This is a genomic window from Micromonospora sp. DT231, from assembly GCF_049847025.1.
GTDB lineage: Bacteria > Actinomycetota > Actinomycetes > Mycobacteriales > Micromonosporaceae > Micromonospora.
Genome location: NZ_JBNCNO010000015.1, coordinates 34007 through 58253, shown reverse-complemented (window position 1 = coordinate 58253; position 24247 = coordinate 34007). Strand labels below are relative to the sequence as shown.

The following is a 24247-nucleotide window of genomic DNA, read 5'->3' as shown; positions in this document are numbered from 1 at the left end:
CCGACGGAAAGGCCCGGCGGATGTCTACGGGCCGGCCGAGCTACGGCGTTAATAGGGCGTGACGTTCGAGGAGTACGCGTTCGCTCGCACTTCGGCGCTGATCCGGCTCGCCCGGCTGCTGACCGACGACGAGCACCGAGCCGAGGATCTCGTTCAGGAGGTCCTCGCCAAGGCGTACGCCCGGTGGGGGCGCATCTCCCGGACGGACCGACCGGATGCCTACGTCCGACGGATGCTCGTCAACGCCCACAACTCGTGGTGGCGTCGGCGCAGCAGCCGGGAGGTCTCGGTCGCCGCCGTGACGGACCGGGCGGGCAGTGCGGACGAGGCCGCCGTGGTCGCCGAACGCGACGCGCTGTGGCGGCTCGTCCGTGAGCTGCCGACCCGTCAGCGCACCGTGATCGTTCTGCGCTACTACGAGGATCTGGACGACGTGCTGATCGCCGAGATCCTGGCGTGTTCGGCAGGCACCGTTCGCACCCACGCGAAGCGTGCCCTGGCGACGCTGAGGAAGCGGCAGGAAGCCACGATCCCCGCCCGGACAGGAGGGTTCTGATGTTCAGCGACCTCGATCAGCGGCTCACCGCGACGCTCACGCAGCGCGCGGGTGGCGACATCGACCCGACACCCATCGTGGAACAGGCCCGCCGTCGGGGTCGACGGCTTCGACGGCGTCGCCGTGGGTTCGTCGCCGGGGGCGCGGCGGCGATGTGCGTCGCCCTCACCGCGGCGGTGCTGACGATGCCGATCGACGGGAGCACCGATGACCCGATCGTGCCGGTCTCGGCGCTCATGCTGCCGGAAGCGGCGGGGCAGCTCGGCGCCACCGCACGCCCCGAGGACGTCGGCGCCGATCCTGACACGGTGCACTTCTCGACCGACTCCCTGGCCGACGGCGCCGAGTACGCGACCTGGCGCGCCGGGCGCGGCGTCGAGAGCGTCGAGTTTCGGGGACCGACCGGTCAGGCCCGGTTCGCGTTGGCGCGCACGGTGGCGGCGTTGGACGAGTTGCAGCAGACGTTGTCCTCGGCCGGGCGGCCGCAGGCCCGCACCGACGTGCGAGTCGGTGACCGCCCGGGGGTCGCCTGGTTCGACACGTCCGGTGACCAGAAGCTCTGGTTCGTGCGCTGGCAACCCGGCGACGGGCTCTGGGCCCAACTGGACACGTACGCCGGCAGCCGCGACGAGGCGACAGCCACGGCGAGCCGGGTCCGGTTCGACGCGGCCCACCGCTGTGTCGTGCCGTTCCGCCTGGAGTCGCTGCCTCCCGGCGCACGGGTGCGCGAATGCTCGGTCACGTTCGGCCGGTCGGAGCATGGCAACTTCGTCAAGGGCTCGCTCGTCGTCGGTGACGATGGCGGTCGCTGGCTGACCGTCCGGGCGCAACTCGCCCCCGACGGCGACAAGGCCCGGTCCGGGGATCTCGTCGCGGGCCCCTACCGGGCTCGCCGGCAGGGCAGTGACGTCCTGGAGATGACCGTGAAGCCCTGCGTCGTCGAGGCGTTCCGCAAGGGTTGGGGTCAGGGCTACGGTGAGTCGGACGGCCTGGTGGTCCTCGGCGGTTACCAGCCGACCCGCGACCTGGACCGCCCCGACACCTGGTGACGCCACCGCAGCCGTGGACCCAGCCTCATTCGGGGCCGATGAGCAGAGGCGCCACCCCGGTGATCCGCAGCACCCGCATCGTGACTCCGCTGGCGCCTCGGATCGTGAAGCGGGAACCGACCCGCTCCGCCCGGTCGAGCGCCAGGAGGAGGACGTGCACACCCGCGGCGCTGAAGAAGCCGACGCCGGTCAGGTCGCAGCAGACTTCGGGGTGGCTGTCGACCGCGTTGAACAGTGCCGTCGCCAGGCGTGGCGCGGTGTCCATGTCGACGTATCCGACCGGGGCGACGACCATCCGGTCGGCGGAGATGGTCGCGCTCAGGTCGATGGGCTCGGTGAAGCGAGTCACCTGGAACGACTGCTCAGCGGGGGCAGCAGTCGGGCGGATGCCGAGTGTCCCTGGGGCGGCCCGCCCCGGGCTGATTGCCGCAGGGGGACGGGCGAACTGGGTCGGAAAAAGTGAGCGACGTTCAATCATAGGCTCGCGCCTCCTGTCAAGATCTGTAACAGGATGGGCGCGTGGCTTGACCCGAACTCAACGGTAATAGCAAGGGCCGACGACCGCCAGTCGACTCGTGCACCGGTGCCGAATTCAGCCGGAACCACCCGTGTCCGACCGCCGTGGCGGGGCTGCGCCAGCGGCCCGTCGTCGAGGGTTCACGGCAGGAATCCCGCGTCACCGCGATCACGCTTGGGGCTCGCCGGTCGGGCGGCCCTCTCGACAAGCGCGGCCGCGACGTCGCGCAGCTTGCGGTTGGAGTCCTGGGAGACCTTCGCGAGGACGGCGAACGCCTCGTCCGGGGTACAGCGGCGTTCGCCCATGATGATGCCCTTCGCCTGTTCGATGACGGCGCGGCTCTGCATGGCCGACTGCATCTGCGCGGCCAGGTTGACTGTCGTGTCGTACAGGTGCGCGTTGGCGAGGGCGACGGCGGCGTACCCGGCGAACGTCTGCGCGAGAGTGACCGCCTCGTCGTCGAAGGCGCCCGGTTCGATCCCGTAGATGTTCAGCGCGCCGAGCACGGTCTCCTGGATGGGGAACCCGATCGACAGGGAACTGAGCGCTCCGTCCTGCACGGCCCGGGCCGCCCACTCCGGCCAGCGAGCCTCCTGAGCCATCTCCGGAACCGACACGACGGTGGCCCGTCTGGCCGCCTCCAGACACGGACCCTGGTCGAACTCGTACTGCAGCTCGTCGAGTCGAAGCGCCATCTCGCCGCTGAACGCGGCGGTGTGCGCCCCCTCCTGCTTCAACAACGTCACCGACACCTCCTCCGCGCCGGGGATCGTTCGCCGCGCGAGCCCGGAGACCTGGGTCAACACTCCGGACAGGTCGGTCTCGCCCAATTTGATCTGGCCGAGTTCGACGATCGCCGCATTGGGATCAATGCGCTGCTGTGCCATGACTTCAAAGTCCTCGTGCCCGGGGCGCGTACCGGTTGCAGGAAGGCGACGGCAGCGCGCGTGGTGATGGCGCACCGCGAGCACGGGACGCCGCACAGGCTCGCCAACCGAGCCCGGCGCCCGCTGCTGGACGCTGAGTGGCCGACGCCCAGGCGTCGGCTGCGGCAACAACTATACGACGCCACCTGGGGCGGCGGCGAAGGCGCAGCCCATCGTTCCCAGCGCGGGCGCTCCGACGACGGGTTACGTGGACGGCATGCGGCGTACCGATCGGGCCGGACCCTTCGCGTCAGTCGTTTGAGCACAGTGGCGACTGGGCATGGTGGCCCGAGAAGCGTGAGCGCGACGACCCGGCCTGGGCTGTCTCGATCGCACCTCGGGCGTGCGAGCCGGGTCTCGACCTCACCCGACAGCGGCTGCGGGAGGCACCGATGCCAGCAGGATCAAGCCCCAAGAGGGAGCGGCAGTACGAGCACATCAAGGAGAGCGCGCAGGAGCGCGGCGCCTCCACCGGCCGGGCGAAGGAGATCGCCGCCCGCACGGTGAACAAGGAACGGGCCCGCTCGGGTGAGGCGCGCACGTCGAGCCGGTCGTCGCGAAACGACGTGTCGTCCGGGCATCGCGGCGGTAAGCGCTCACACAGCGGCGCGCAGGGTCGCACCAAGGAGCAGCTCTACAACGAGGCGAAGCAGCGCGGCATCAAGGGGCGCTCCTCGATGTCGAAGTCGGAGTTGGAGCGCGCCCTGTCGAAGTAGCGAGCCTTCGGGGTGGGCGGCGCCGGCGCACGTCGGCTGCCGGCGCCCCACCACGGTCGGGTCCGTCAGGCCTCGGACGTCCCGGCCGCCCGGTCGACGAGGGCCTGGGCGACGTCGCGGACCTTGCGGTTGGAGTCCTGTGAGACCTTCGACAGGATCGCGAACGCGTCGGCCGGGCCACAGCGTCTTTCGCCCATGATGATGCCCTTGGCCTGCTCGATGACCGCCCGGTTGGCCATCGCCTCGCGCATCTGTCGGGCGAGGTTCGCGGTGCTGTCGTAGAGCTGCGCGTTGGACAGGGCAACCGCGGCGTACGAGGCGAACGTCTCCAGCACCGTCACGGTCTCGTGGTCGAAGGCCCTGGCTGTGTGCGCGTAGACGTTCAGCGCTCCGACGACAGCCTCCTGGATCGGCAGGCCGATCGACAGTGAACTGCCCAGGCCCTGCTGCCGCGCGCGGTCGGCCCACTCGGGCCACCGGTCCTCGTGTGCGAGATCGGGGACGGACACGACGTCGCCACTGGCCGCGGCTTCCAGGCAGGGACCCCGCCCCTGGGCGTACTGCCGCTCGTCCATCTCGCGGGCCACCTCGTTGGTGAACGCCGCCGTGTGTCCGACCCCACCGCGGATCAACGTGACCGACGCCTCCACCGGCATGGGCAGGACACGCTTCGCGAGTTCGGCGACCCGCTGCAGGACCTCGTCGAGATTGACCTCGGCGAGCTTGATGCTCCCGAGTTCGGCGAACGCGCCGGCAGGGTCGATCGGCAGGCGGGGCATGTGCACCAGGTCCTCGGGCCGGCGCGCCCGCCGGGCAGCGGAGCCGATGGGCGCGCGGATGGCAGCACGCGTGGCGCGCTGCTGCACAGATCCTCGGATAGACCTGGGACTGACGCCGCTTTCTTGACGTCGGCTCGCCTCGCCCCACGGGGGGTGTGGGCTACAGAATTTTCACCCTACCCCCCTGGCCGCCAGGCGTCCCACGACAGCGCCCCGACCGAGGGCGCGGCGGGTGCCACCCGACGGGGGCCCGGCGGGCCGGCTCAGACCGGCCCCAACAGGGCCGCCAGCGCGTCGTCGCCCTGACCGAGTTGCCCGCCACCTGTCGACGCCGTGACCAGGAAACGTCGGCAGCCGTCGAGTTCCACGTACCGGTCGGGGCCGGTGCCGCCGTCCAGTGGGCGCAGCACCGCGAAGCGGGACGCCGGGGTGGCGCAGTCGGCCACCGCCCGGCGATTGGACAGCGCCCGCAGCACACCCGCCTGACGCTCGGCGGGCAGCGGCCCGCCGTACACGAAGTCGCCTGCCGGTTTGCCACCGCCCCGCTGTGCCGGGGGCACCTCGTAGACGCAGAGGCGCAGCGGCCCGGCGGCCGGCGAGGTGGCCGGCGCGGCAGGCCTGGGCCGGCCGTCGCGGGTCTCCACAGACACCAGGTCCGTCCACCGCTGCGGGCATCCGGCGGCCTCGGCGGCCGGGTCTTCGACCTGCTCGACAACCCGGCTGTCCACGGTGGTCGTGGACAGCTCGGCAAGTGCGGCCAGCACCTCCGGGCGTGGCTTGCCGCAGCCGCCCGACGGCAGGGACGGCCGCAGCCAACGGCCCCGGTCGTCGAGCAGGGCCAACCACGGCGGGACGAGCATCTCCAGGCTGCAGGCGGTGTCCCGGCCGGATTCCTGATCGGGCAGACGCAGCGCGGCGACGAGCGAGTCGATCTGCGTGGCGCGTCGCTCGGTGGCGACCTGGTCCTGCCCTCCGCCGGTGCCCGGACGGATCTCCCGCCCGCAGAGCACCGCCGCGACCGGGGTGAACGCGGAATCGATGCGCCCGATCCTCGGTTCGACCCCGGCCGGTGTCGGCGCCCCGGTGGTCGGCACGGACAGGATCGCGCCAGCCTGTGGTGCCGCTTCGGCGCAGGAGGTCCACTTCTCGACGATCTGCGCCGGGCCGGGCCTGTCACCGCCGCCCGGCCCGTTGTCCGTGCCACCGCAGCCACTCAGCGCCACGCCGAGCAGTGCCACCGTCAGTGTCGTTCGACCCGAGCGCATCCGGCTCACCACCTTTCCACCCGGGGATCAGACGAGCGACCGGCGCGCTCGGTTCCGACCACCTGGTCGCGACGGCATGCCGTCGGGCGTGACGCGGGTGACCGGCGGGGACGCCGCCGGGCAGAGGGGTGACGTCCGCCGGCATGATGACCGAATGGCACATCTGGGACTTGTCGCGCTGCTGGTCAGGGAGTACGACGAGGCGATCGACTTCTATGTCGGCGACCTCGGTTTCGAGTTGCTGGAGGACACCGCTCGACCGGACGGTTCCCGCTGGGTGGTGGTGCGCCCGGCGGGCGCCCGGGAGACGGCGTTGCTACTGGCCCGGCCGAGCACGGCCGAGCAGCGGGCCCGGGTCGGCGACCAGACCGGTGGCCGGGTCGGGCTGTTCCTCTACACCGAGGACTTCGCGCGCGACCACGCCCGGATGGTGGCTGCCGGGGTGCGTTTCCTGGAGGAGCCGCGGCACGAGGCGTACGGCTCGGTGGCGGTCTTCACCGATCTCTACGGGAATCGGTGGGACCTGCTGCAACCCCGCAGCACGCCGTGACGCATCGGCGATATTGCACGTACAGTGGGTTACGCTCCACCTAGCTCGTGCTATTCTCCGATGTCGATTTCTGCCGCGCGGACCCCTACCGGGTCGTTGTCGGAAGGACACTTCCCGATGCCGGCCGTTGCCGCCCCCGCCGTGCCGCCCACGCTGGACAATCCGGCCGGTGGCGCGCTGGGCCTCATCTTCACCACCATCCCGGCGTTGCTGCGCCTGACCTGCGGCGTGATCGGCGGGGCCGTGGCGCTGTCGGTGCAGGCCCCGCCTGTCGATCCGGCCGTGCTGCTGCCCGTGGTGGCCACGCTCACCGGCTGGTCCCTCTGGTACGCCTACCGGGCGATACGCCACGGCATCACCGGGCACCTGGTCGCGGCCGACGTCGCGCTCACCGCGGTGGCCTGCCTTCTCATCCCCGTGCTTGTCGCGCCCGGTGTGCTGCCCGGCGAGGGTAGTTGGATAGCCGTGCTGGCCAGCACCACGGTGATCAACGCACAGGCCGCCGCCCCGGCGCGCTGGTCGATCCCGGCCGGGCTGCTCGTCACCGCCACGTACGCGACGGGCGCGCAGGCGGCCGGTGACCCCACCGAGGCTCGGGCGCACGCGGCCACCCTGCTGGTGCAGACCGCCTGCACGGCGATGATGGTGGCGGTGATGCGTCGACGCATCGGTCGTGCCGACCGCGCGTTCGTCGAGCACCAGCGGCTGACCCGGGAGGCGCTCGTCGCGCGCGCCGCCCGCGACGCCGAACGCCAGCAGAACCGCGACCTGCACGACACGGTGCTCGGCACCCTCACCATGGTGGGCCTCGGCGCGGTGGCCGGGTCCTCGGCCAGCTTCCGCGACCGGTGCGGCGGCGACCTGCGTACCCTTGTCGCGCTCAGCGAGGTCGGCCCGGTGGCCGGCGACGGGCCGGTGCCGCTGGACGGACGGTTGCGGGCGGTGGCGGCCCGCCTGCCCGAGCTTTCCGCGCACCTGGACCTGGCGCCCTGCACGGTTCCCTCCGGTGTGGCCGACGCGATGAGCGAGAGCGCCTACGCGGCGCTGTCGAACGTGGTCCGCCACGCGCCGGGTGCGCGCGTCAGGCTGCGGTTGAGCCGGGACGCGATCGGCGTCGCGGTCGAGGTCGACGACGACGGCCCCGGCTTCGACCCGGCCACCGTCCCGCCCCACCGGTACGGTTTGCGCGAGTCGATCCACGGCCGGATGGCATCGGTCGGCGGGCGGGCCGACGTGCGATCGGCACCCGGGGCTGGCACCCGGATCCGACTGGAGTGGCCCGGTGTCGGCTGATCTCGGCGCTCCGGCGCCCCCCACCGTCGCGACGGAGGCGCCGGACCGGACCAGCGTGCCCCCACCCCGGGAGCCGGCGACCACGGCGGGCGTCGCCGCGCCGGCCGCCGTGGCGCAGGCGTCCGACCGGGGCGCCCGGATCGCCGCCGTGGCCATCGCACTGGCCTGGCACGTCGCCATCGGGCTGCCGGCGGTGCTGGCCGCCCGCGCGGAGTTCACCGCGCCGGCTGTGGTGCTCGGCGGCTGGGTGGTGGTCGCGGTGGCCGGCGCGGTGGCCGGAGTGCGGTTGCTGCGCGGCTCGCCGCTGCCGCCGTGGCCGCTGGCCGGGCTGCTGCTGACCGTCGACGTGGCCGTCTTCGCCGCAGTCGGCGAGGGGCAGTTGTTCACCGCCGCCAACTGGGTCTGGGGCACGCTCGGCTGGTTCTTCGTGCTGGCGCTCTGGGGCCGGCGGGTGCCGGGGCTGGTCGCGCTGCTGAGCACGCACGCGGCGATCGCGCTGCTCGCGGTGCTCGGGCACGGCCCCGACCCGGCCGACGTGGCCCGCTACGTGATGTACGTCTACGGCACGTTCTCCCTGCCGGTGGCGGTGTTCGTGGGCAGCGCGACGATCGTGAGCCTGGCGCGTGAACGGGCGGCCGTCTCCGCCGCCGGCCACGCGATGGCGGCGGAGCGCGACGCCGCCGAGCGTGGCCTGCGGGAACGCCGGGACCGGCTCGCCCTGGTCGGCTCGACGGCCGGGCGTGTGCTCGGGGAGCTGGCCGTCGGCCAGGCCGACCCGGACGACCCCGAGGTGCAGCGGCGCTGCGTGTTGGCCGCCGCCCGGCTGCGCCGACTGATCGCCGAGTCCGACGACGTGCCCGACCCGCTGCTGCACGAGCTGCGAGCGGCCGCCGACCTCGCCGAACGCGGCGGCCTGCCGATCGACCTGGTCACCATCGGCACGCCGCCGCCGCTGCCGGTGGAGATCCGACGTCGGCTCGCCGACCCGCTCACCGGCGTCCTCGCCGACGCCCGCGACTGGGCCCGGCTGACCGTGGTCTCCGGTCCGGACGAGGTGGTGGTCAGTCTGGTCACACCGGACCGGGAGGGTCCGGACGCCACGGGTCCACCCCCGGGGGAGCACGACGACGGACGGGTGGAGCACCTCTACGAACGGGACGGAAGCATCAGATGGGCGCAGACCCAGTGGCGGCGGTGACCGGCGACCGGCCGATCGGGGTGGCGATCGTCGACGACCACCCGGTGGTGGTCGAGGGGGTCCGCGCCTGGCTCGCCACCGAGCCGCGGCTGACCGTACTGGCCACCGGGGACGACCCGGACGAGGTGCTGCGGACGGCGCCGGACGCCGACGTCATCCTGCTCGACCTGCGGCTGCACGGGCGGATGGCGCTGGACAAGCTGGCCGAGCTGAGCGCCGCCGGGCGGCGGGTGGTGGTCTACTCGGAGCACACCGACCCGCCGACAATGCTCGCCGCGCTGGACGCCGGGGCGGTGGCGTTCCTGGCCAAGCACGAGGGCCGGGAGCACTGCGTGGCGACAGTGCTGGCCGCCGCGAGCGACCGGCCGTACGTGCCGCCCGCGCTGGCCGGGGCGATGGTCGGCGACCCACGGCCGGACCGGCCGATGCTGTCCGACAAGGAGCGTGAGGCGCTGCTGCTCTGGTTCCAGTCGATGTCCAAGGCGTCGGTGGCCCGCCGGATGCAGATCAGCGAGCACACCGTGAAGCAGTACGTCGACCGGGCGCGGATCAAGTACACCCGGGCGGGGCGGCCGGCGGCCACGAAGTCGGCGCTGCTCGCCCGCGCGATCGAGGACGGCCTCGTCCGCCCGGAGGAGATCGGCATCTACCGGTCACACGCGACACACGACCGGCCGACCCCCTAACAGGCGTCATGACAGCGTCCCTCCGATCCGCCAGGCTGCTTACACAAGCCAGCTGACCGGAAGGTCGTGACGATGCACGCCGACACGTCCCCCTTCTTTATCGGTCCCCACCGGTTCGACGCACTGGACGACGATGTGGGGCCAATCCTGGATCGCCGCTACGACCTGCGCCCCGCGCCCGGTGAGCGGGTGCTCGGGCGGCACCGGCTGCTGGTCGCGGGCTACCTGCTCGGGCCGAGCGAGGCACGGCGCCGTTGGCAGCTACCCGGGCCGGTCTCGGTGACCGTCACCGACCAGCGGATCTGTTGGGTGGGCAGCGGCGCCCAACTGTCGCTTGTCGTCGACGACACGCCCCGGGCACGGCCGCCCGCGCGGCTGAGCGGCCTGATGAGCGGGCAGATCCGCTGGCAGTGGCCGTCCCGGTTGGAGTTGCCGACAGCCGAGCCGGACGCGCCGACACAGTTGTTCATTGTGTGCGACGCGTTGCGCACCATCCAGCAGCCGGCGCTGGCCCTCGGTGGGCCGTCCGCGGCGGTGGCGGCGCTGGCCCGGCAGGTCCGCCGGGCGGTGGCCGAGTTCCGGCTCACCCGTCCCCAACTTGTCGACCTCTCCGCCCAGGAGCGCGACGTGCTGCTGCTGCGGGCCGGGCCCGGCCTGCTGGCCGGGGACTCCCGGGTCACGCTGCCCGGTTCGCTCCCGGTGGAGTTCTACTCCCGAGACGACTACTACCGCTCCGGGCCGGACCCGGCACCGTGGGGCGGGCTCGCAGGCGGCGCGGCATCCGGGCAGCGGTGAAGCCGACGGCCGGATCCGGCCACCGTGACGTCAGACGCTCGTGGCGCGTCGCTGCTCCTCGGCGGCCTCCAGGGCGGCGGCCTCCTCCGGAGTGGGGGCGCTGCCGCCCAGGTGCGCGGGCAGCCACCAGGTGTCGTCCGGGCCGGCCGGCGCGTCCGGGTATTCCCGCTGGGCCCGGTCGACGAGCGCGCCGAGCCGGGTGTTCAGCTCGGTGGCCAGCAGGTTCGGGTTCGGGAAGTCCGCCGGGTCGATCGGCTCACCGATCAGGATGGTGATCGGCGTGTGCCGGCGGGTGAGAGTGCGCGGGCGGCCCTTGGTCCAGAGCCGCTGGGTCCCCCACAGCGCGACCGGCAGCACCGGGACCTTCGCCGAGCGGGCCATCCGGACCGTGCCGCTCTTCAACTCCTTGACGGTGAACGACTGGCTGATCGTCGCCTCCGGGAAGACGCCGACGATCTCGCCGCGCTTGAGGGCGGCGACGGCGGTGCGGAACGAGGCCGCGCCGGCGTCCCGGTCCACCTCGATGTGCCGCATCCCGCGCATCAGCGGGCCGGAGACCCGGTGCGTGAAGACCGACTTCTTGGCCATGAAACGCACCAGCCGACCCGACGCGTTCGCGCCGAAACCGGCGAAGATGAAGTCGAGGTAGCTGATGTGGTTGCCGGCCAGCACCGCCCCGCCGGTACGCGGCACGTGGTGGGCGCCCTCGATGGTGATCTTCAGATCGAGGAGACGGAACATCGTCTTGGCAGCGGCGATAACGGGCGGGTACACGAGCTCCGGCATCCGCAGAATCTACCCTGCCCGGCTGGGTGGCGGACCGGCGGCGGCGCGGGTCGCGCGCCGCCGCCGGCTCGGCGGGCCGGTCGGTCAGTCGGCGAGCTTGTCCAGGTCCAGTCGGCCCCGGGCGAACGCGTCCACCCGACCCCAGCGACCAGGGATGTCCAGCACCTCGATCCGCCCCATGCCCACCGGCAGTCGTGGCTCGACCGCCAGGTGACCGTCGTGCGGCTCCAGACCGAGCATGGTCCGCAGCAGCAGCAGCGGGGTGCCCGTCGACCAGGCCTGCGGGCTGCACGCTGTCGGATACTCCACCGGGAACTTGGTGAGGTCCCGCGGGTAGCCGCCGAACGCCTCCGGCAACCGGCCGTCGAAGTACGTGGCCGCGTCCAGGATGCCGTTGGCGATGGTGGCGGCCTCCTCGGCGAAGCCGTACCGGCGCAGGCCCCAGGCGATGAACGAGTTGTCGAACGGCCAGATCGTGCCGTTGTGGTAGCCGATGGGGTTGTACCGGACCTCCCCCTCGGCGAGCGTCCGCACGCCCCAACCGGAGAAGAGCCGCGGCCCCACCAGGTGCTGGGCGAGCTTCTCCGCCCGCTCGGGTTCGACGATCCCACTCCACAGCAGGTGGCCGATGTTGGAGCTGAGGATGTCGCACTGGCGGCCGTCCGGGTCCAGGGCCAGGGCGTAGAACTCGCCGTCGGCGACCCACCAGTCCCGGTTGAACCGCTCCTTCAGCGCTGCCGCCTCGCGCTCCAACTCGTCGGCGAACTCCGGGTCGCCCCAGAACTGGCGGGCCATCCGGGCCGCGCGGACCTTCGCGTCGTACGCGTACCCCTGCACCTCGCAGGTGGCCCGCGGGAACGGTGGCAGCGTGCCGTCGGAGTAGGAGATGGAGTCCCAGGAGTCCTTCCAGCACTGGTTCTCCAGGCCGGTGTCGGTGTTGCGCCGCTCGTACCAGATGTAGCCGTTGCCGACCAGGTCGGCGTAGTTGTCGATCCAGCGCAGCGCCGCGCGGGCCTCCTGCTCCAACTCCTTGACCAGCGCGACGTCCCCGGTCCACCGCTCGTACTCGTCGAGCAGCACCACGAACAGCGGCGTCGCGTCCACCGAGCCGTAGTACGGCGAGTGCGGCTGCTCCTCGAAGGCGGCGGTCTCGCCGTACCGCATCTCGTGCAGGATGCGCCCCGGGTCCTCGTCGCGGAAGTCGTCGAACCGGCTGCCCTGCAACGAGGCGAGGATCCGCAGCGTCGTCTTCGACAACTGCGGGGTGAACGGCAGCGTCTGCAGGCAGGTGAAGATGCTGTCCCGACCGAACATGGTCATGAACCAGGGCAGGCCGGCGGCCGGCAGGGTGGCGCCGCCCAGCGACAGGGGCGAGAAGCGCAGCGCGGCCAGGTCGATCAGGCTGCGCCGGTAGGTGCTGGCCACCCGACCGTGCTGACTGTTGACCTTCGGAGCGTCGGCGATCCACTGCTCCAGGTCGTGCTGGAGGGCGAGCCGCTCGTTGCCGTGCACGCGCAGCCCGAACCGCAGGTCCCGGCCGCCCGGACCCACCGCGTGCGTCTGGACGTCGATCGAGGCTTCCCACTGCTCGTTGGGCTCCAGGTGCACGGTGTACGCGAAACCCTCACGGTCGTACCGCGCCGACATCGACGAGGAGATGACCGTCTCCCGCCGGAAGTTGCCCCGGCGGTAGCCCAGCCGAAGCCGGTCGGACTCGACCTCGGTGTAGATCTCGCCCTTCTTGTTGAGGATCTCGTCCTTGACCTGGAACAGGTCGGCGAAGTCCGACGCCGCGTCCATCCGGACTTCCAGATCGACAGGCTTCTCGTCGTGGTTGAGGATGGTGAGCTGCTCGCAGAAACTGCCGCCCACCGCACGCTCGCGGATGATCGACAGCTTCGCGTCCACGTAGTGCGTGGCCATCCCCGGGACGAGAAAGAACCGGGACTCGAAGTACTGGAGATCGTCGTAGGAGAGCGAGTTGAGCCGCTCACCGTTGACGGTCAGCACCCAGGTGGACAGGAACCGGGTGTCGAGGGAGAAGAGCCCGGTCGGCTCGCTCGGAGTCGCCTCGATGTCGCCGGTGTCCTCGCAGACGACGAACGTGTTGCCGTCCAGGATCCGAACCGTGTTGGACTGCCCCATCAGTACCCCTCCCCCGCGAAGCGTCGACGGGGCCCCCGGGCGTCCGGTGAACTCGGGAAGATCCGCTCCACCTGCACCACCAGCCGGGCGTCACCGGTCACCGTCATGTCCCCCCGCAACAGCGCGGCGAGGCCGTGCTCGCGGCCCGCGGCGATGTCGTCAAAAAGGACGGGGCTCGCGCCGATGACCGTGTCGGCCTCCCGGTCCTCCTGGCTCACGTCGACCCGGCCGTGGTCGATTCTCAGCAGCCAGTGCCGGGTCTGCGCCCCCTCGTGCAGGTCGATACGCAGTGTCCCGGAGGTCTTCGCCAGCAGGGGTTCGTACCCCCGCCGGTCCAGGTCCTCGAAGAACCTCGTGGTCGCGTCCACCATCGAGTCCACTCCTCCCAGTTGCCGGGCCCCAGATCCCGCACCGCGCTCGCGCGTCGCGCGGCCGGCCGGCGTTGCACGTCCCCGCACGGGTCCCCGCCGCTCCTCCGGTCAACCTCGCCCGGATCGGGTGAGCGGCGGCGTCGTCCCGGCAGCGCGACGCCGGCCCTCCCGCGAGGGGAGAGCCGGCGCGCGCCCGCGGCGGACGGTCAGTTGTTCGGATCGTCGGCGCTGATGTCCGCGAGCACCGACTGCGGTTCGCGTTCGACCGCGAGGTCACCCATCGAGATCAGACCGACCAGGCGCCCGTCGTCGATCACCGGAAGCCGGCGTACGGCGTACGTGCGCATCAGGTCCGCGGCGGCCACCACGTCGTCGTACTGACTCACGGTGATCACATCGCGGGTGGTGATCTGGCCCAGTCGTGTCGAGCCGGGTTCCATGTTCTCCGCGACACCACGCACCGTGATGTCCCGGTCCGTGACGATGCCGACCACGTTGTCGCCATCGGTCACCACCACGTCACCAATCGCACTGTCGCGCATCTCCTGCGCGGCGGCGATGAGCGTCTCGTTGCCGTCCATCGTCACCAACCGGGTCGTCATGAACTCTCCGACCGTTGTCATGGTGCTCCCCTCTCGGTGTCGGCACGGCCGTCTACCCGCCGCCCGGGAGGGGGTAACGCCGACCGCCGGTGTCTATCTGCGCGGGTGCCGCGGGTGTGAGTGCCGCGGGTGCCGCAGGCGCCGCAACTCGTACAGGCCGCTGCTGGTCAGCGAGAAGAAGATCGGCAGCAGCAGGAAGACCACAAGCGCGAACAGCGGGTTGACCAGGTATCCGACGAGAACCGCCAGCCCGTACCCCAGGACGCCGGCCGCGGCCCGTACCCGTTCGCTGGGAAAGAACGAACCCGTCACGGCCTCGTCCAACAGATCGTGATGTCGGGCCAGGTAGTGGTACAGCCCCAGCCAGGTCACCGAGAGAAACGCGCCGGCCAGACCGTAGAGGACCACGCCGGTCCGCTGGTCCGCCCGGTCCCCCTCCCGCAGGGCCTGCGAGAGCACCGAGGTGGCGAACGGCAGCAGCGCGGTGCTGAACAGCACCCCGAGGTTGTACCACTGGAGGCCCTTGCCACTGCTTGTCACCCGATTGAAGGTGGCCCGGTGGTTGATCCAACTGACCGCCACGATGACGTACGACGTGACGTAGGCGAGGTACGCCGGCCACTGCTCGACAAGCGCGTGCAGCAACTGACCGCGCCCCACCCGGGGTGGCTGGAGGTCGAGCACCAGCAGCGTGATGATGATGGCGAAGACACCGTCGCTGAACGACAGCAGACGGGACGTTTCCCGACGCAGGGTCGGGCCGCCGGGGCGGGTCTCGTCACGTGTCGTGTCGTCACCCATCCCACTCCTTCCCCGCGTTCCTGCTCTTCCGCCTTCCCGCGTGCCTGCCCTTCCGCGAGTCGCGCGGCAGCGCGTTATACCCGTCGGCGGGCGGCACACCCGCCCGTGGGCGACACTCCTCGGCTCCGCCGCCTACGTGGGCGGGTGATACCGGGCGAGGGGGAACTGCGGGAACTTGTCGACGACAGCCGTTGGCTGACCCGGGCGCTGGGCGTGGTACGTGACTCCGGGCTGCCGGACGCCTGGATCGGCGCGGGCGTCCTGCGCGACCTGGTCTGGGGCGAACGTTACGGCGAAGGGTTCGACCCGACGACCGTCCGGGACGTGGACGTGGTCTTCTTCGACCCGGCGAGGCTGACCCGCGACGACGACCACGAGGCCACCGCCCTCCTCGCGCGGGCGTGGCCGCAGCCGCCGTGGGAGGCACGGAACCAGGCGGCGGTGCACACCTGGTACGCGGCGACGTTCGGCGGTGACCCGATCGCCCCGTACCGCAGCGTCGCCGAAGCGATCGCCACCTGGCCGGAGTACGCGACAGCGGTGGCCGTCCGCCTGGACTCGGCCGATCGACTGGAGGTCTGCGCCCCGTACGGTCTGGCGGATCTGCTGGGCGGGATCTGGCGGCACAACCCGGCCCGGGTGGACGTGGCCGGGTCTCGACAGCGGTTGGCCCGGCACCGGCCGGCGCGGCGCTGGCCCGGGGTGACCGTGATCGAACCAGGCTGACCAGCAGCGAGGGGCGCATCAGCCACGATGACGAGCGCGTCGACCCACCGCGACGGGCGCAGGCAGCCGACCGCGACGGGCGTGGGTAGCCCACCGCGACGGGCGCTGGCAGCCCGGCCCCGCCGCGCCGGGCGCGGAAGCCCACCGCGGCGGGCGCGCGTCAGCCCCGGGGCGGAATTCCGTAGATCCGCTCCACGCGCAGGCGCAACACCAGCCGCCCGTCGTCGACCATGGCCTGGCGGTACTCGTCCCAGTCCGGGTGCTCGCCGCTGAGCGCCCGGTAGAGCGCCACCAGCTCCTCCACCGTCTCGTCGCCGGGCTCGGCGGCGGGCGCGGTCAGCTCGGCGCGCCCCTCGACCACGGCGTACGCCCAGCCGTCCTCGCTGCCGACGTGGAAGCTGGCGCGCGGGTCCCGGCGCAGGTTGGCGGTCTTGGCCCGGCCGGCGGTGACCGAGACCCGGATCAGGCCGGCGTCCCGATCGAAGGAGTAGACCACTGTGGACAGCTGCGGCCGCCCGTCCCGCTTGATCGTCGCCAGCACGCCCATCGAACGGCCGGAGATCAGGTCGGTCAGCGCCTGTTGGGTGCGGTCATCCGGCACGGTCTCCTCCAGGGGGTCGGCTTCGTCCCATCAAAGCACGCCCATCCGACCGCCGCTCCGCCCGAACACGACCGAGCCCTCGCCGGTCGTCGGCGAGGGCTCGGGTGACCGCGACGGTCAGCGTCGCTCGGCGGCGACCAGCTCGGCGAGCTGCACCGCGTTGAGCGCGGCGCCCTTGCGCAGGTTGTCGTTGGAGCAGAACAGGGCCAGCCCGTACTCGACGGTCTCGTCGGCGCGGATCCGACCCACGTAGGTCGGGTCCTGCCCGGCGGCCTGCAATGGTGTCGGCACGTCGGTCAACGCCACGCCGGGCGCGTCGGCCAACAACTCGTGGGCGCGCTGCGGGGTGAGCGGCCGGGCGAACCGGGCGTTGATCTGCAGCGAGTGGCCGGTGAAGACCGGCACCCGGACGCAGGTGCCGGAGACCCTGAGGTCGGGGATCTCCAGGATCTTGCGGCTCTCGTTGCGCAGCTTCTGTTCCTCGTCGGTCTCGAACGAGCCGTCGTCGACGATCGAACCCGCCAGCGGGAGGACGTTGAAGGCGATCGGCTGGCTGAACGAGCGCGGCGCGGGGAACTCCACGGCCGACCCGTCGAAGGCCAGCCCGGCGGCGTGCTCGGCGACCTTGCGGACCTGCTCGTCCAGCTCGGCGACGCCGGCCAGCCCGGCACCGGAGACCGCCTGGTAGGTGGAGACGACCAGACCGACAAGCCCCGCCTCGGCGTGCAGCGGGCGCAGCACCGGCATCGCGGCCATCGTGGTGCAGTTGGGGTTGGCGATGATGCCCTTGGGACGATCGAGGGCCGCGTGCGGGTTGACCTCGGCGACCACCAACGGCACCTGCGGGTCCATCCGGAACGCCGAGGAATTGTCGATCACCACGGCGCCGGCCTGGGCGACTCGGGGGGCCAACTCCCGGGCGGTGCCCTTGCCGGCGGAGAAGAGCACGATGTCCAGCCCGGAATAGTCAGCGGTCGCGGCGTCCTCGACTGTCACCTCACCGTCGCGCCACGGCAGCGCCCGCCCGGCCGACCGCGCCGAGGCGAACAACCGCACCTGCTCCGCCGGGAACTCCCGTTCCGCCAGCACCTGCCGCATCACGCCACCGACCTGGCCGGTGGCCCCCACAATGCCGATCCTCATGCCCGCGAGGCTACCGACCCCACCCCCGAACCCGGCACCCCTTTCCCACCGCCGGGCCGCACATCACAGAACCCCACCCCCCACCCACCCACTCACCCACCCCCGGCCCACCCCCCACCCCCGGTTGATCATGAGGTTACAGCCGCGACACGCCGCGGCGCGTGACAACAACCTCATGATCAACGAGGGACGGGGCGCGGGGCGCGTGGGGGGCGCGGAGCGCGGGGGGCGCTGGGCGGCGGGTTAGGGGAGCAGGTCGCCTAGGGATGCTGCGGTCAGGTCGTCGCGGATGACGGCTGCGTCGCCCTCGATGACCAGGGTCAGCGCGTCCGGGTGCAGGTGGGTGGCCGCCGCCGCGGAGACCTGGTCGACGTCGGCGGCGAGCAAGGACTCCCGCAGTCGGGCGTGGTAGTCGTCCGGCAGGTCGTGCACCACGAGCGTGGTCAGCGCGGACGCGATCGCCCGAGGGCTCTGCAACTCGACCGAGAGCTGCCCGGCCCGCCAGGACCGGGCCACCGCCAGCTCGTCCTCGGTCACCCCACCGGCCTGGGTACGGCTGATCGCACCCACCGCCTCGACCAGGGCCGGCACGGTGACCGCGGTCTGCACGCCGGAGCTGACCCCGAACCGACCGAAGCGGCGGGACGAGGCGAAGTCACCCCGGACGCCGTAGGTGTAGCCGTGCACCTCGCGGAGCAGGTGGTTGAGGCGGGAGGTGAACGCCCCGCCGAGGACCGTGCCGGCGAGCGTCATCGGCACGTGGTCGGGGTGCGCCCGGTGCGGCGACGGGTGGCCCAGCCGCAGCGTGGACTGCACCGAGCCGGGTCGGTCCACCAGGATGATCCGCCGTCCGGCGTGCAGCGGCACGTCGATCGGGCCACCCCGCTCGGCCGGGCCGCCACCGGTGCCGGCGAACGCCGCGGCGGCCAGCGCGTCCAGGTCGATCCGGTCCAGGTCGCCGGCGACGATCAGGGTGCCGGGACGCAGGAACCACTCGGAGTGGAAGACCGTCATGTCCTCCACGTCCAGCGCGGCGACCGACTCCGGGTCGCCGTACATCGGCCGGCCCCACCGGTTCTGTGCGCCGAACAGGTCACCGCGCAGCGCGGCGTCGGCGCGGGGACCCGGGTTGGCCCAGTCCATCCGCAGCGCGGTCGCCTCGTCGTCCCGGACCCGACGCACGTCGGCGGGGTCCAGCCTCGGCGTCCGGACCGCTTCGGCGAGCAACTCCACGGCGGCGCTGAGCCGGTCCACCGGGACCACCACGCTGGCCTGGAACGAGTCCCAGTCCAGCCCGGTCGACAACGCGGTGCCCAGCCCTTCGACGGCGAGCGCGTACGCGGCGGCGTCCCGCTGCGCGGTCCCCTCCTCCAACGCCTTGGCCAGCACGCCGGACAGGCCCTCCTTGCCGACCGGCTCCTGGCTCGCGCCCACGTCGAGCAGCAGCAGGGCCACGGCGAGGTTCTGCCCCGGCAGGTGCGCGGCGACGACCTGGCCACCGGCCACGGCGCGGCGGACCACCGGCGGGAACCGGTACGGACGGGCGGCACCCGGGGCGGGACGGTCGGCGATCAGCGTCATGAGGTCTCCTCGGGCAGGTAGGTCAGCAGCACCCGGTCGGTGGCGAGCACGTCGGCGGCGGCCTCGGCGACCTGCTCGGCGGTGACCGCGAGCAGACCCGGCAACTGGTCGGCGATGCGGGCCGGGTCACCGAACTGCGTGGCGTACCGGCCGAGCAGATCCGCGCGGCCGTCCACGGTGGACAGCTGACGCCACCATCCGGTGCTGAGCATCGCCTTGGCCCGATCCAGCTCGGCGGCGGTGACCGGCACGGTGGCCAACTCGTCGACGACCTCGGCCAGCCCCTCGGCCAGTCGCTCGGCGCTCACTCCGGGGCGGGCGGTGGCGGTGGCGATCAGCGGTGCCGGGGCGTGCGCGAGGTCCACCCCGTACGCCCCGACCAGGTCCGGCTGCGCGATCCGTTCACCGTCGGCGAGGCGCTGGTAGAGCCGACTGCCCCGACCGCTGCCGAGGACGGTGGCCAGCACGTTGATCACGTGGTATTCCGGGCTGCCGAACGGGTAGGTGCGGTGGGCGACGTACACCCGGGGCGCCGGCACGTCGGCGCTTACCGACTCGATCGCCGTCTGCCCGGTCGCCGGGACGTTGCGACCGTCCGGGGCGGCCGGGATGTCGTCGCGTGCCGGCAGCGCGCCGAAATACTTGTCGGCGAGCGCGAACACGTCGGACGCGGTGGCGTCGCCGGCCACGGTGAGCACCGCGTTGTTCGGCGCGTAGTAGGTCTGGTGGAACGCCTGGAAGGTGGCGAGGTCGGCGGCGTTCAGGTCGGCCATCGAGCCGATCGTCGCGTGGTGGTACGGGTGACCCGCCGGGTAGAGCAGCGGCAGCAGACGCAGCCAGGCGTCGCCGTACGGCACGTTCTCGTACCGCTGCCGGCGCTCGTTCTTGACCACGTCCCGCTGGTTGTCGAGCGTCTCCTGGGTGAGCGCGGGGACCAGGCCGCCCATCCGGTCGGCCTCCAGCCAGAGCGCCAACTCCAGGTGCTCGGTCGGGACCGTCTCGAAGTAGTTGGTCCGGTCCGGGTTGGTGGTGGCGTTGAGCGAGCCGCCGGAGCCCTGGATCAGTTTCATGTGTTCGGTCTTCGCCACGTTGACCGAGCCCTCGAACATCAGGTGCTCGAAGAGGTGGGCGAAGCCGGTCTGCCCGGTCGGCTCGTGTCGGGAACCGACGTCGTACCAGAGGTTGACGGCCACGGCGGGCGCGGTGCGGTCCTCACTCACCACCACGCGCAGGCCGTTGTCCAGTCGGGACGTCTCAATGGGCCAGGGGTAACCACTGTCGGGCATACCCCGACGCTATCCGATCTCGCGGGCGGAAAGGTGACGTGTGGTGGGTCGAGCGCGCCGACCCCGGGCATCGAGGCCGCCGTCCGGGGTACCGGAGGGCCATGACCGTCACCCCGCCCCCGTCCCGGTCCGCCGCCGTCGTCGAACGTGCCAGCGCCGCGCTCGGCCGGCTGCGCCACGGCCGGCTGCTGCATCCGGCCGGTCGCTCGTTCGTCGGCGAGGTGGTGATCTGGGGTACGCCCGGACCACCCATCGGGGTCGGCCTGCTCGACGACCCCGGCCGGTACCGGGCCACCGTCCGGTTCTCCAAGGGCACCCCCACGCCCGGCGGTTGGCCGGACGTGCTGGGCGTCGCGCTGCGCCTGCACCGGGACACCGGTCGACCGTTCGACCTGCTGGTCAGCTCCAGCGGCGCGGCCCCGCTGCTGCGGAACCTGCCGCTGCCCCGACGCTGCTTCACCGGGACGTACAGCACGATCGTGGGTTACCGCGCGGGCCGGCGCCGGCTCTGGCTGGCCGCGCTCGCCGACCCCGACTCCATCGACCTCGGGCGCAGCCTGCACACGGTGGCCGCCGCGACCAGGACGGACGCGCCACGCCTGGTGCTGGCGGTCGCGTCCGCCGTCGGGCCGTGGCGGCCGGTGGGGCAGGTCGAGTTCGGTGCCCCGCTCAGCGCCGAGGAGGACGCAGCGCTCGCGTTCGACCCGGTGCGGAACCTGCCACCCGAACTGCGGGCGGCAGGTCCGCTGGCCTGGCTGCGGGAGCACACCTACCGGGGGTCCCGCCGGGCACGCGGGGCCGCCGCTCAGTCCGGCGGCTCGACCGCGACCACCGTCTGATCCGAGGTACGACGTTCCAGCACCGTGTCGGGCGCCGCGTTCTGGTCCGCCTCCCGGATGTCCGACTCGGCGAGGATGGCCTCGGCCTGCGCCTCCGGGTCGTCGCTGCCCACGGCGGCCTCCTCGGGCAGGAGGTGGTGGGCGCGGGACTCCACCCGTTCCTGATCGCTCTGCTCGTCAGTCATGGCACCCCTGTTACCCCGACCCCGCCCCTGGCACGCGGTCTCCGCCCCGCATCTTGGGACGACGGGCCGGCGGTTCCCGTCCGGTCGGGTAGGCTGGTCCCCGTGACGCGTTCCTATCGATGGTTTAGGCAGCCGGCTCGCACGCCGGTGACTTCACCATGAACTGACGTCACCACGGACCGAGCCGGCTGGGCAGGAGCTGTCGTTCCTGCCCTTTTGCGTACGAGCAGCCGGCTCGTCCCGGGCACCGGCCCCGGGCACGGTCGGCGGAAGGATGCCCACCGTGACGACCCCGGAGACCGATCGGGTCAGCGATCAGCGAATCGACCGTGTCGTGCCGCTGACCACGCCCGCCCTCTTACACCACGAGTTGCCCCTGGACGCCTCGCTCGCGTCGGCCGTGCTGACCGGTCGCCGTGCGGTGGGTCGCGTGCTCGATCGCGAGGACGACCGCCTGCTGGTGGTGGTCGGCCCCTGCTCGGTGCACGACCCCGCCGCTGCCCTCGACTACGCGCGGCGTCTGCGTACGGCAGCCGACCGGCTGGCCGACGACCTGCTGATCGTCATGCGGGTCTACTTCGAGAAGCCGCGTTCGACTGTCGGTTGGAAGGGCCTGATCAACGACCCGGGCCTGGACGGCAGCGGGGACGTCAACACCGGTCTGCGGCTGGCCCGGGCGCTGCTGCTCGACGTGCTGCGCGTCGGCCTGCCGGTGGGCTGCGAGTTCCTCGACCCGATCACGCCGCAGTACATCGCGGACACGGTGGCCTGGGGTGCGATCGGCGCCCGTACCGTGGAGAGTCAGGTGCACCGCCAGCTCTCCTCGGGTCTGTCCATGCCGATCGGCATGAAGAACCGCCCGGACGGCAGCATCAGCACCGCTGTCGACGCGATCCGCGCCGCCGGGGTGCCCCACGTCTTCCCCGGCATCGACTTCTCCGGCACCCCGGCGATCATGCACACGCGGGGCAACACCGACGGCCACCTGGTGCTGCGCGGTGGGGGCGGCCGGCCCAACTACGACGCGGATTCGGTCGCCGGAGCGCTCGACCTGCTCCGCGCGGCCGGGTTGCCGGAGCGGCTGGTGATCGACGCCAGTCACGCCAACAGCGGCAAGGATCACCGCAACCAGCCGCGGGTCGCCGCCGACGTGGCCGCCCAGCTGGCCGCCGGCCAGCGCGGGATCACCGGCGTGATGCTGGAATCGTTCCTGCTGCCCGGCCGGCAGGATCTCGACCCGACCCGGGAGCTGGAGTACGGCCGGTCGGTCACCGACGCCTGCCTCGGCTGGGACGACACCGTCGAGGTGCTCGACCACCTGGCCTCCGCCGTGCGGGCCCGGCGGGCCACCCTGCCCGCGACGGTGTGACCGCCGCCACTGCGGCGCGTGGAACACGGGCGGGGGTCGACTCGTTGACCGAGGTGTCGGTGTGTCATGTGTCCCCGGGCCTCACCTAAATAGCCTTCGCGGAATACCGTCCGGCTGGAGCCGCGTAGTGCCACTCGCCGAGAGGCGACCTGCACACCGACACCAGCGCCGCCCCCGGCCCACAAGGCCGGGGGCGGCGCTGTCTCTGTCGGTCTGCCCGAACTCCGAGCAGACCGGACAGGCCGAGTCGACCGACCAGCAGCAGCCGCGTTCTTTGCTCTGCACCCACCCGCGCGCCGCCTACGGGCGGTGACTGTCGCATGCGCGGGTGCAGAGCAAAGGGAACCTCACAGCGCCATCGCCCGGCGGCGCAGACGAGTCAGCGGTGCGTTTGACCGATTCCGCCCCGGGTAGCTGATCGAGGTGACCGACGACGCATTCGTGACCGACGAGCCGGACACCCGGGCCCTCGACGACCTGCTGAACGACGTCTACCGGGCGCAGGAGCGGGTCACCCAGGCGGAGATCTACCGACAGGCGGTGGCCGCCGAACTTTCGCCGGATCTGCTCGCCCGAATCGACGCGCTGCCCGAGGGCGAGTACTCGGTGGACGAGGCCAGCGACCTGCTGGGCGGTTCCATCGGCTGAGTCACCGCAGAAGGGACACCGACATGACGCACCACGAAGACCACGACGAGAAGGTGCCGGCGCTGGGCCAACCGCCGAAGGGCAGGGACACCACGCCCGAGCCGGACTTCGCCAACGAACACGACCGCACCGCCGTGGACCGGGACGTCGTCACCGGGGCGGACGAGGACGAACGCGAGCCGGAGTCGCCGCACGGCTGGTCCGGCATGGAGCGCTGAGGCAGGTACGACGAAGGGGGCCGGCGTCTGCCGGCCCCCTTCGTGCGTCTGTTCGATCAGTCGTCGTCGTGGTGCCCACCCTCGGCGGCCTGCTGTGCCGTCGCGTACGCCATCTGGAGGAAGTCGGACGCGGCGACCGCCGTCAGCGCGGTGGCCACCAGCCGGGTCAGCCGGGGTGCCAGCACCAGGCCCCCGGTCAGCCCGGTGGCCACCCAGACGGCCAGGCAGAAGGGGCAGCTCAGCAGCTCGCCGATGGCATGCCGGGTCGGGCTGCCCGAGTCACGGACCTGCTCCATCACCTCACCGCTGCCGATCGGGCGGTCGTAGCGGGTGAACGGCGCGCGGAGAGGGCTGGTCACGGCGTCCTTGGACAGCAGCCGGCTCAGCTTGTGCGTGGCGATGGAGAGCAACACGACGTCGGACGGGGCGGGACGCTCCGGCACCTGTCGACCTGTCACCTTGACCAGACCGGCGAGTGCCCCGGTCACTCCGGCGTAGGCGCCCATCGCCACCAGATAGCCGCCGAGCGGCCGGTGTTCGTGCGGCGCGTACGCCCGGCGCAGCCGCGCCGCCTTCTGTCGCAGGCCAGTGTCGCTCACCCGGTCTCCTTACATCT

Annotated in this window: 28 protein-coding genes; 13 read left to right on the top strand and 15 right to left on the bottom strand. The window is 72.2% G+C overall.

All coding sequences use genetic code 11. The features are described from left to right. Positions 1 to 58 precede the first annotated feature (58 nt). Positions 59 to 556: a SigE family RNA polymerase sigma factor gene (locus ACPXBU_RS29420; RefSeq protein ID WP_425760648.1), complete on the top strand. Its 498-nt coding sequence runs from the start codon at positions 59 to 61 to the stop codon at positions 554 to 556. Then, positions 556 to 1605, top strand: coding sequence for a hypothetical protein (locus ACPXBU_RS29415; protein ID WP_425760646.1), 1050 nt, complete (start codon positions 556 to 558; stop codon positions 1603 to 1605). The genes ACPXBU_RS29420 and ACPXBU_RS29415 overlap by 1 nt, the downstream gene beginning before the upstream one ends. Positions 1606 to 1630: 25 nt before the next feature. Here ACPXBU_RS29415 and ACPXBU_RS29410 read toward each other — a convergent pair whose 3' ends face one another. Then, positions 1631 to 1954 (bottom strand): STAS domain-containing protein, encoded by a 324-nt coding sequence (locus ACPXBU_RS29410; protein ID WP_393373827.1) that lies wholly within the window; start codon positions 1952 to 1954, stop codon positions 1631 to 1633. Positions 1955 to 2262: 308 nt separating this feature from the next. Then, entirely contained in the window at positions 2263 to 3009 is a 747-nt protein-coding gene (locus ACPXBU_RS29405; protein ID WP_393373829.1) for a GAF and ANTAR domain-containing protein, read from the bottom strand. A gap of 431 nt (positions 3010 to 3440) precedes the next feature. On the opposite strand from ACPXBU_RS29405, the gene ACPXBU_RS29400 reads away from it, so the two are divergent. After that, the gene (locus ACPXBU_RS29400) at positions 3441 to 3764 is read left to right on the top strand and encodes a plasmid stabilization protein (protein ID WP_393373832.1); all 324 of its coding nucleotides are present in this window, start codon (positions 3441 to 3443) and stop codon (positions 3762 to 3764) included. Between the two features lie 65 nt (positions 3765 to 3829). On the opposite strand, the gene ACPXBU_RS29395 is transcribed toward ACPXBU_RS29400, so the two are convergent. Further along, entirely contained in the window at positions 3830 to 4543 is a 714-nt protein-coding gene (locus ACPXBU_RS29395; RefSeq protein ID WP_425760759.1) for a GAF and ANTAR domain-containing protein, read from the bottom strand. Between the two features lie 263 nt (positions 4544 to 4806). After that, on the bottom strand, positions 4807 to 5808 hold the full coding sequence (locus ACPXBU_RS29390) for a hypothetical protein (RefSeq protein WP_425760643.1): 1002 nt from the start codon (positions 5806 to 5808) through the stop codon (positions 4807 to 4809). A 154-nt stretch (positions 5809 to 5962) separates the two neighbouring features. Here ACPXBU_RS29390 and ACPXBU_RS29385 point away from each other — a divergent pair, with 154 nt between their 5' ends. The 5 genes from ACPXBU_RS29385 to ACPXBU_RS29365 all read left to right on the top strand — a co-directional run bounded on the left by ACPXBU_RS29385 (position 5963) and on the right by ACPXBU_RS29365 (position 10330). Further along, entirely contained in the window at positions 5963 to 6358 is a 396-nt protein-coding gene (locus tag ACPXBU_RS29385; RefSeq protein WP_425760641.1) for a VOC family protein, read from the top strand. Positions 6359 to 6475: 117 nt separating this feature from the next. Continuing rightward, positions 6476 to 7651 (top strand): sensor histidine kinase, encoded by a 1176-nt coding sequence (locus ACPXBU_RS29380; RefSeq protein ID WP_393373839.1) that lies wholly within the window; start codon positions 6476 to 6478, stop codon positions 7649 to 7651. Further along, positions 7641 to 8849 carry a hypothetical protein gene (locus ACPXBU_RS29375; RefSeq protein ID WP_425760638.1) on the top strand — a complete coding sequence of 403 codons (1209 nt, stop codon included), beginning with the start codon at positions 7641 to 7643 and terminating at the stop codon, positions 8847 to 8849. The genes ACPXBU_RS29380 and ACPXBU_RS29375 overlap by 11 nt, the downstream gene beginning before the upstream one ends. Then, positions 8822 to 9535 (top strand): response regulator, encoded by a 714-nt coding sequence (locus ACPXBU_RS29370; RefSeq protein WP_393373843.1) that lies wholly within the window; start codon positions 8822 to 8824, stop codon positions 9533 to 9535. Before ACPXBU_RS29375 ends, ACPXBU_RS29370 begins: the two co-directional genes overlap by 28 nt. 72 nt (positions 9536 to 9607) lie before the next feature. Next, the gene (locus ACPXBU_RS29365; protein ID WP_425760636.1) at positions 9608 to 10330 is read left to right on the top strand and encodes a hypothetical protein; all 723 of its coding nucleotides are present in this window, start codon (positions 9608 to 9610) and stop codon (positions 10328 to 10330) included. A gap of 30 nt (positions 10331 to 10360) precedes the next feature. Here ACPXBU_RS29365 and ACPXBU_RS29360 read toward each other — a convergent pair whose 3' ends face one another. From ACPXBU_RS29360 to ACPXBU_RS29340, 5 genes are all read right to left on the bottom strand, one after another. Then, on the bottom strand, positions 10361 to 11116 hold the full coding sequence (locus tag ACPXBU_RS29360; RefSeq protein ID WP_393373848.1) for a lysophospholipid acyltransferase family protein: 756 nt from the start codon (positions 11114 to 11116) through the stop codon (positions 10361 to 10363). Positions 11117 to 11200: 84 nt separating this feature from the next. Then, complete coding sequence (locus ACPXBU_RS29355) at positions 11201 to 13261, bottom strand: glycogen debranching N-terminal domain-containing protein (protein WP_425760633.1); 2061 nt, start codon at positions 13259 to 13261, stop codon at positions 11201 to 11203. Continuing rightward, the gene (locus ACPXBU_RS29350) at positions 13261 to 13632 is read right to left on the bottom strand and encodes an SCP2 sterol-binding domain-containing protein (RefSeq protein ID WP_393373853.1); all 372 of its coding nucleotides are present in this window, start codon (positions 13630 to 13632) and stop codon (positions 13261 to 13263) included. Before ACPXBU_RS29350 ends, ACPXBU_RS29355 begins: the two co-directional genes overlap by 1 nt. 206 nt (positions 13633 to 13838) lie before the next feature. After that, a complete protein-coding gene (locus tag ACPXBU_RS29345; RefSeq protein ID WP_357067067.1) occupies positions 13839 to 14255 on the bottom strand; it encodes a CBS domain-containing protein in 417 nt (138 codons plus the stop codon). A 72-nt stretch (positions 14256 to 14327) separates the two neighbouring features. Next, positions 14328 to 15035, bottom strand: a complete 708-nt coding sequence (locus tag ACPXBU_RS29340; RefSeq protein ID WP_425760631.1) for a TMEM175 family protein — start codon at positions 15033 to 15035, stop codon at positions 14328 to 14330. Between the two features lie 144 nt (positions 15036 to 15179). Here ACPXBU_RS29340 and ACPXBU_RS29335 point away from each other — a divergent pair, with 144 nt between their 5' ends. Further along, positions 15180 to 15761: a nucleotidyltransferase family protein gene (locus ACPXBU_RS29335; protein ID WP_393373859.1), complete on the top strand. Its 582-nt coding sequence runs from the start codon at positions 15180 to 15182 to the stop codon at positions 15759 to 15761. Positions 15762 to 15921: 160 nt separating this feature from the next. Here ACPXBU_RS29335 and ACPXBU_RS29330 read toward each other — a convergent pair whose 3' ends face one another. From ACPXBU_RS29330 to ACPXBU_RS29315, 4 genes are all read right to left on the bottom strand, one after another. Further along, on the bottom strand, positions 15922 to 16362 hold the full coding sequence (locus tag ACPXBU_RS29330) for a PPOX class F420-dependent oxidoreductase (RefSeq protein WP_425760628.1): 441 nt from the start codon (positions 16360 to 16362) through the stop codon (positions 15922 to 15924). Between the two features lie 117 nt (positions 16363 to 16479). Next, positions 16480 to 17505 carry an aspartate-semialdehyde dehydrogenase gene (locus ACPXBU_RS29325; protein WP_425760626.1) on the bottom strand — a complete coding sequence of 342 codons (1026 nt, stop codon included), beginning with the start codon at positions 17503 to 17505 and terminating at the stop codon, positions 16480 to 16482. A gap of 243 nt (positions 17506 to 17748) precedes the next feature. Beyond that, on the bottom strand, positions 17749 to 19086 hold the full coding sequence (locus tag ACPXBU_RS29320; RefSeq protein ID WP_425760624.1) for a M16 family metallopeptidase: 1338 nt from the start codon (positions 19084 to 19086) through the stop codon (positions 17749 to 17751). Further along, complete coding sequence (locus ACPXBU_RS29315) at positions 19083 to 20372, bottom strand: M16 family metallopeptidase (protein WP_425760622.1); 1290 nt, start codon at positions 20370 to 20372, stop codon at positions 19083 to 19085. Before ACPXBU_RS29315 ends, ACPXBU_RS29320 begins: the two co-directional genes overlap by 4 nt. A 101-nt stretch (positions 20373 to 20473) precedes the next feature. On the opposite strand from ACPXBU_RS29315, the gene ACPXBU_RS29310 reads away from it, so the two are divergent. After that, positions 20474 to 21211 (top strand): phosphodiesterase, encoded by a 738-nt coding sequence (locus ACPXBU_RS29310; protein ID WP_425760620.1) that lies wholly within the window; start codon positions 20474 to 20476, stop codon positions 21209 to 21211. Here the strand turns inward: ACPXBU_RS29310 and ACPXBU_RS29305 are convergent. Then, on the bottom strand, positions 21178 to 21396 hold the full coding sequence (locus ACPXBU_RS29305) for a hypothetical protein (RefSeq protein ID WP_393373872.1): 219 nt from the start codon (positions 21394 to 21396) through the stop codon (positions 21178 to 21180). The genes ACPXBU_RS29310 and ACPXBU_RS29305 overlap by 34 nt on opposite strands. Positions 21397 to 21670: 274 nt before the next feature. Here ACPXBU_RS29305 and ACPXBU_RS29300 point away from each other — a divergent pair, with 274 nt between their 5' ends. The 3 genes from ACPXBU_RS29300 to ACPXBU_RS29290 all read left to right on the top strand — a co-directional run bounded on the left by ACPXBU_RS29300 (position 21671) and on the right by ACPXBU_RS29290 (position 23631). Next, entirely contained in the window at positions 21671 to 22765 is a 1095-nt protein-coding gene (locus tag ACPXBU_RS29300; RefSeq protein WP_393373875.1) for a 3-deoxy-7-phosphoheptulonate synthase, read from the top strand. Between the two features lie 414 nt (positions 22766 to 23179). Beyond that, positions 23180 to 23413: a hypothetical protein gene (locus ACPXBU_RS29295; RefSeq protein WP_393374041.1), complete on the top strand. Its 234-nt coding sequence runs from the start codon at positions 23180 to 23182 to the stop codon at positions 23411 to 23413. A 23-nt stretch (positions 23414 to 23436) separates the two neighbouring features. Then, positions 23437 to 23631 carry a hypothetical protein gene (locus ACPXBU_RS29290; RefSeq protein WP_393373878.1) on the top strand — a complete coding sequence of 65 codons (195 nt, stop codon included), beginning with the start codon at positions 23437 to 23439 and terminating at the stop codon, positions 23629 to 23631. A gap of 56 nt (positions 23632 to 23687) precedes the next feature. On the opposite strand, the gene ACPXBU_RS29285 is transcribed toward ACPXBU_RS29290, so the two are convergent. Then, a complete protein-coding gene (locus tag ACPXBU_RS29285; RefSeq protein ID WP_393373881.1) occupies positions 23688 to 24230 on the bottom strand; it encodes a DUF1360 domain-containing protein in 543 nt (180 codons plus the stop codon). Positions 24231 to 24247: the final 17 nt, after the last annotated feature.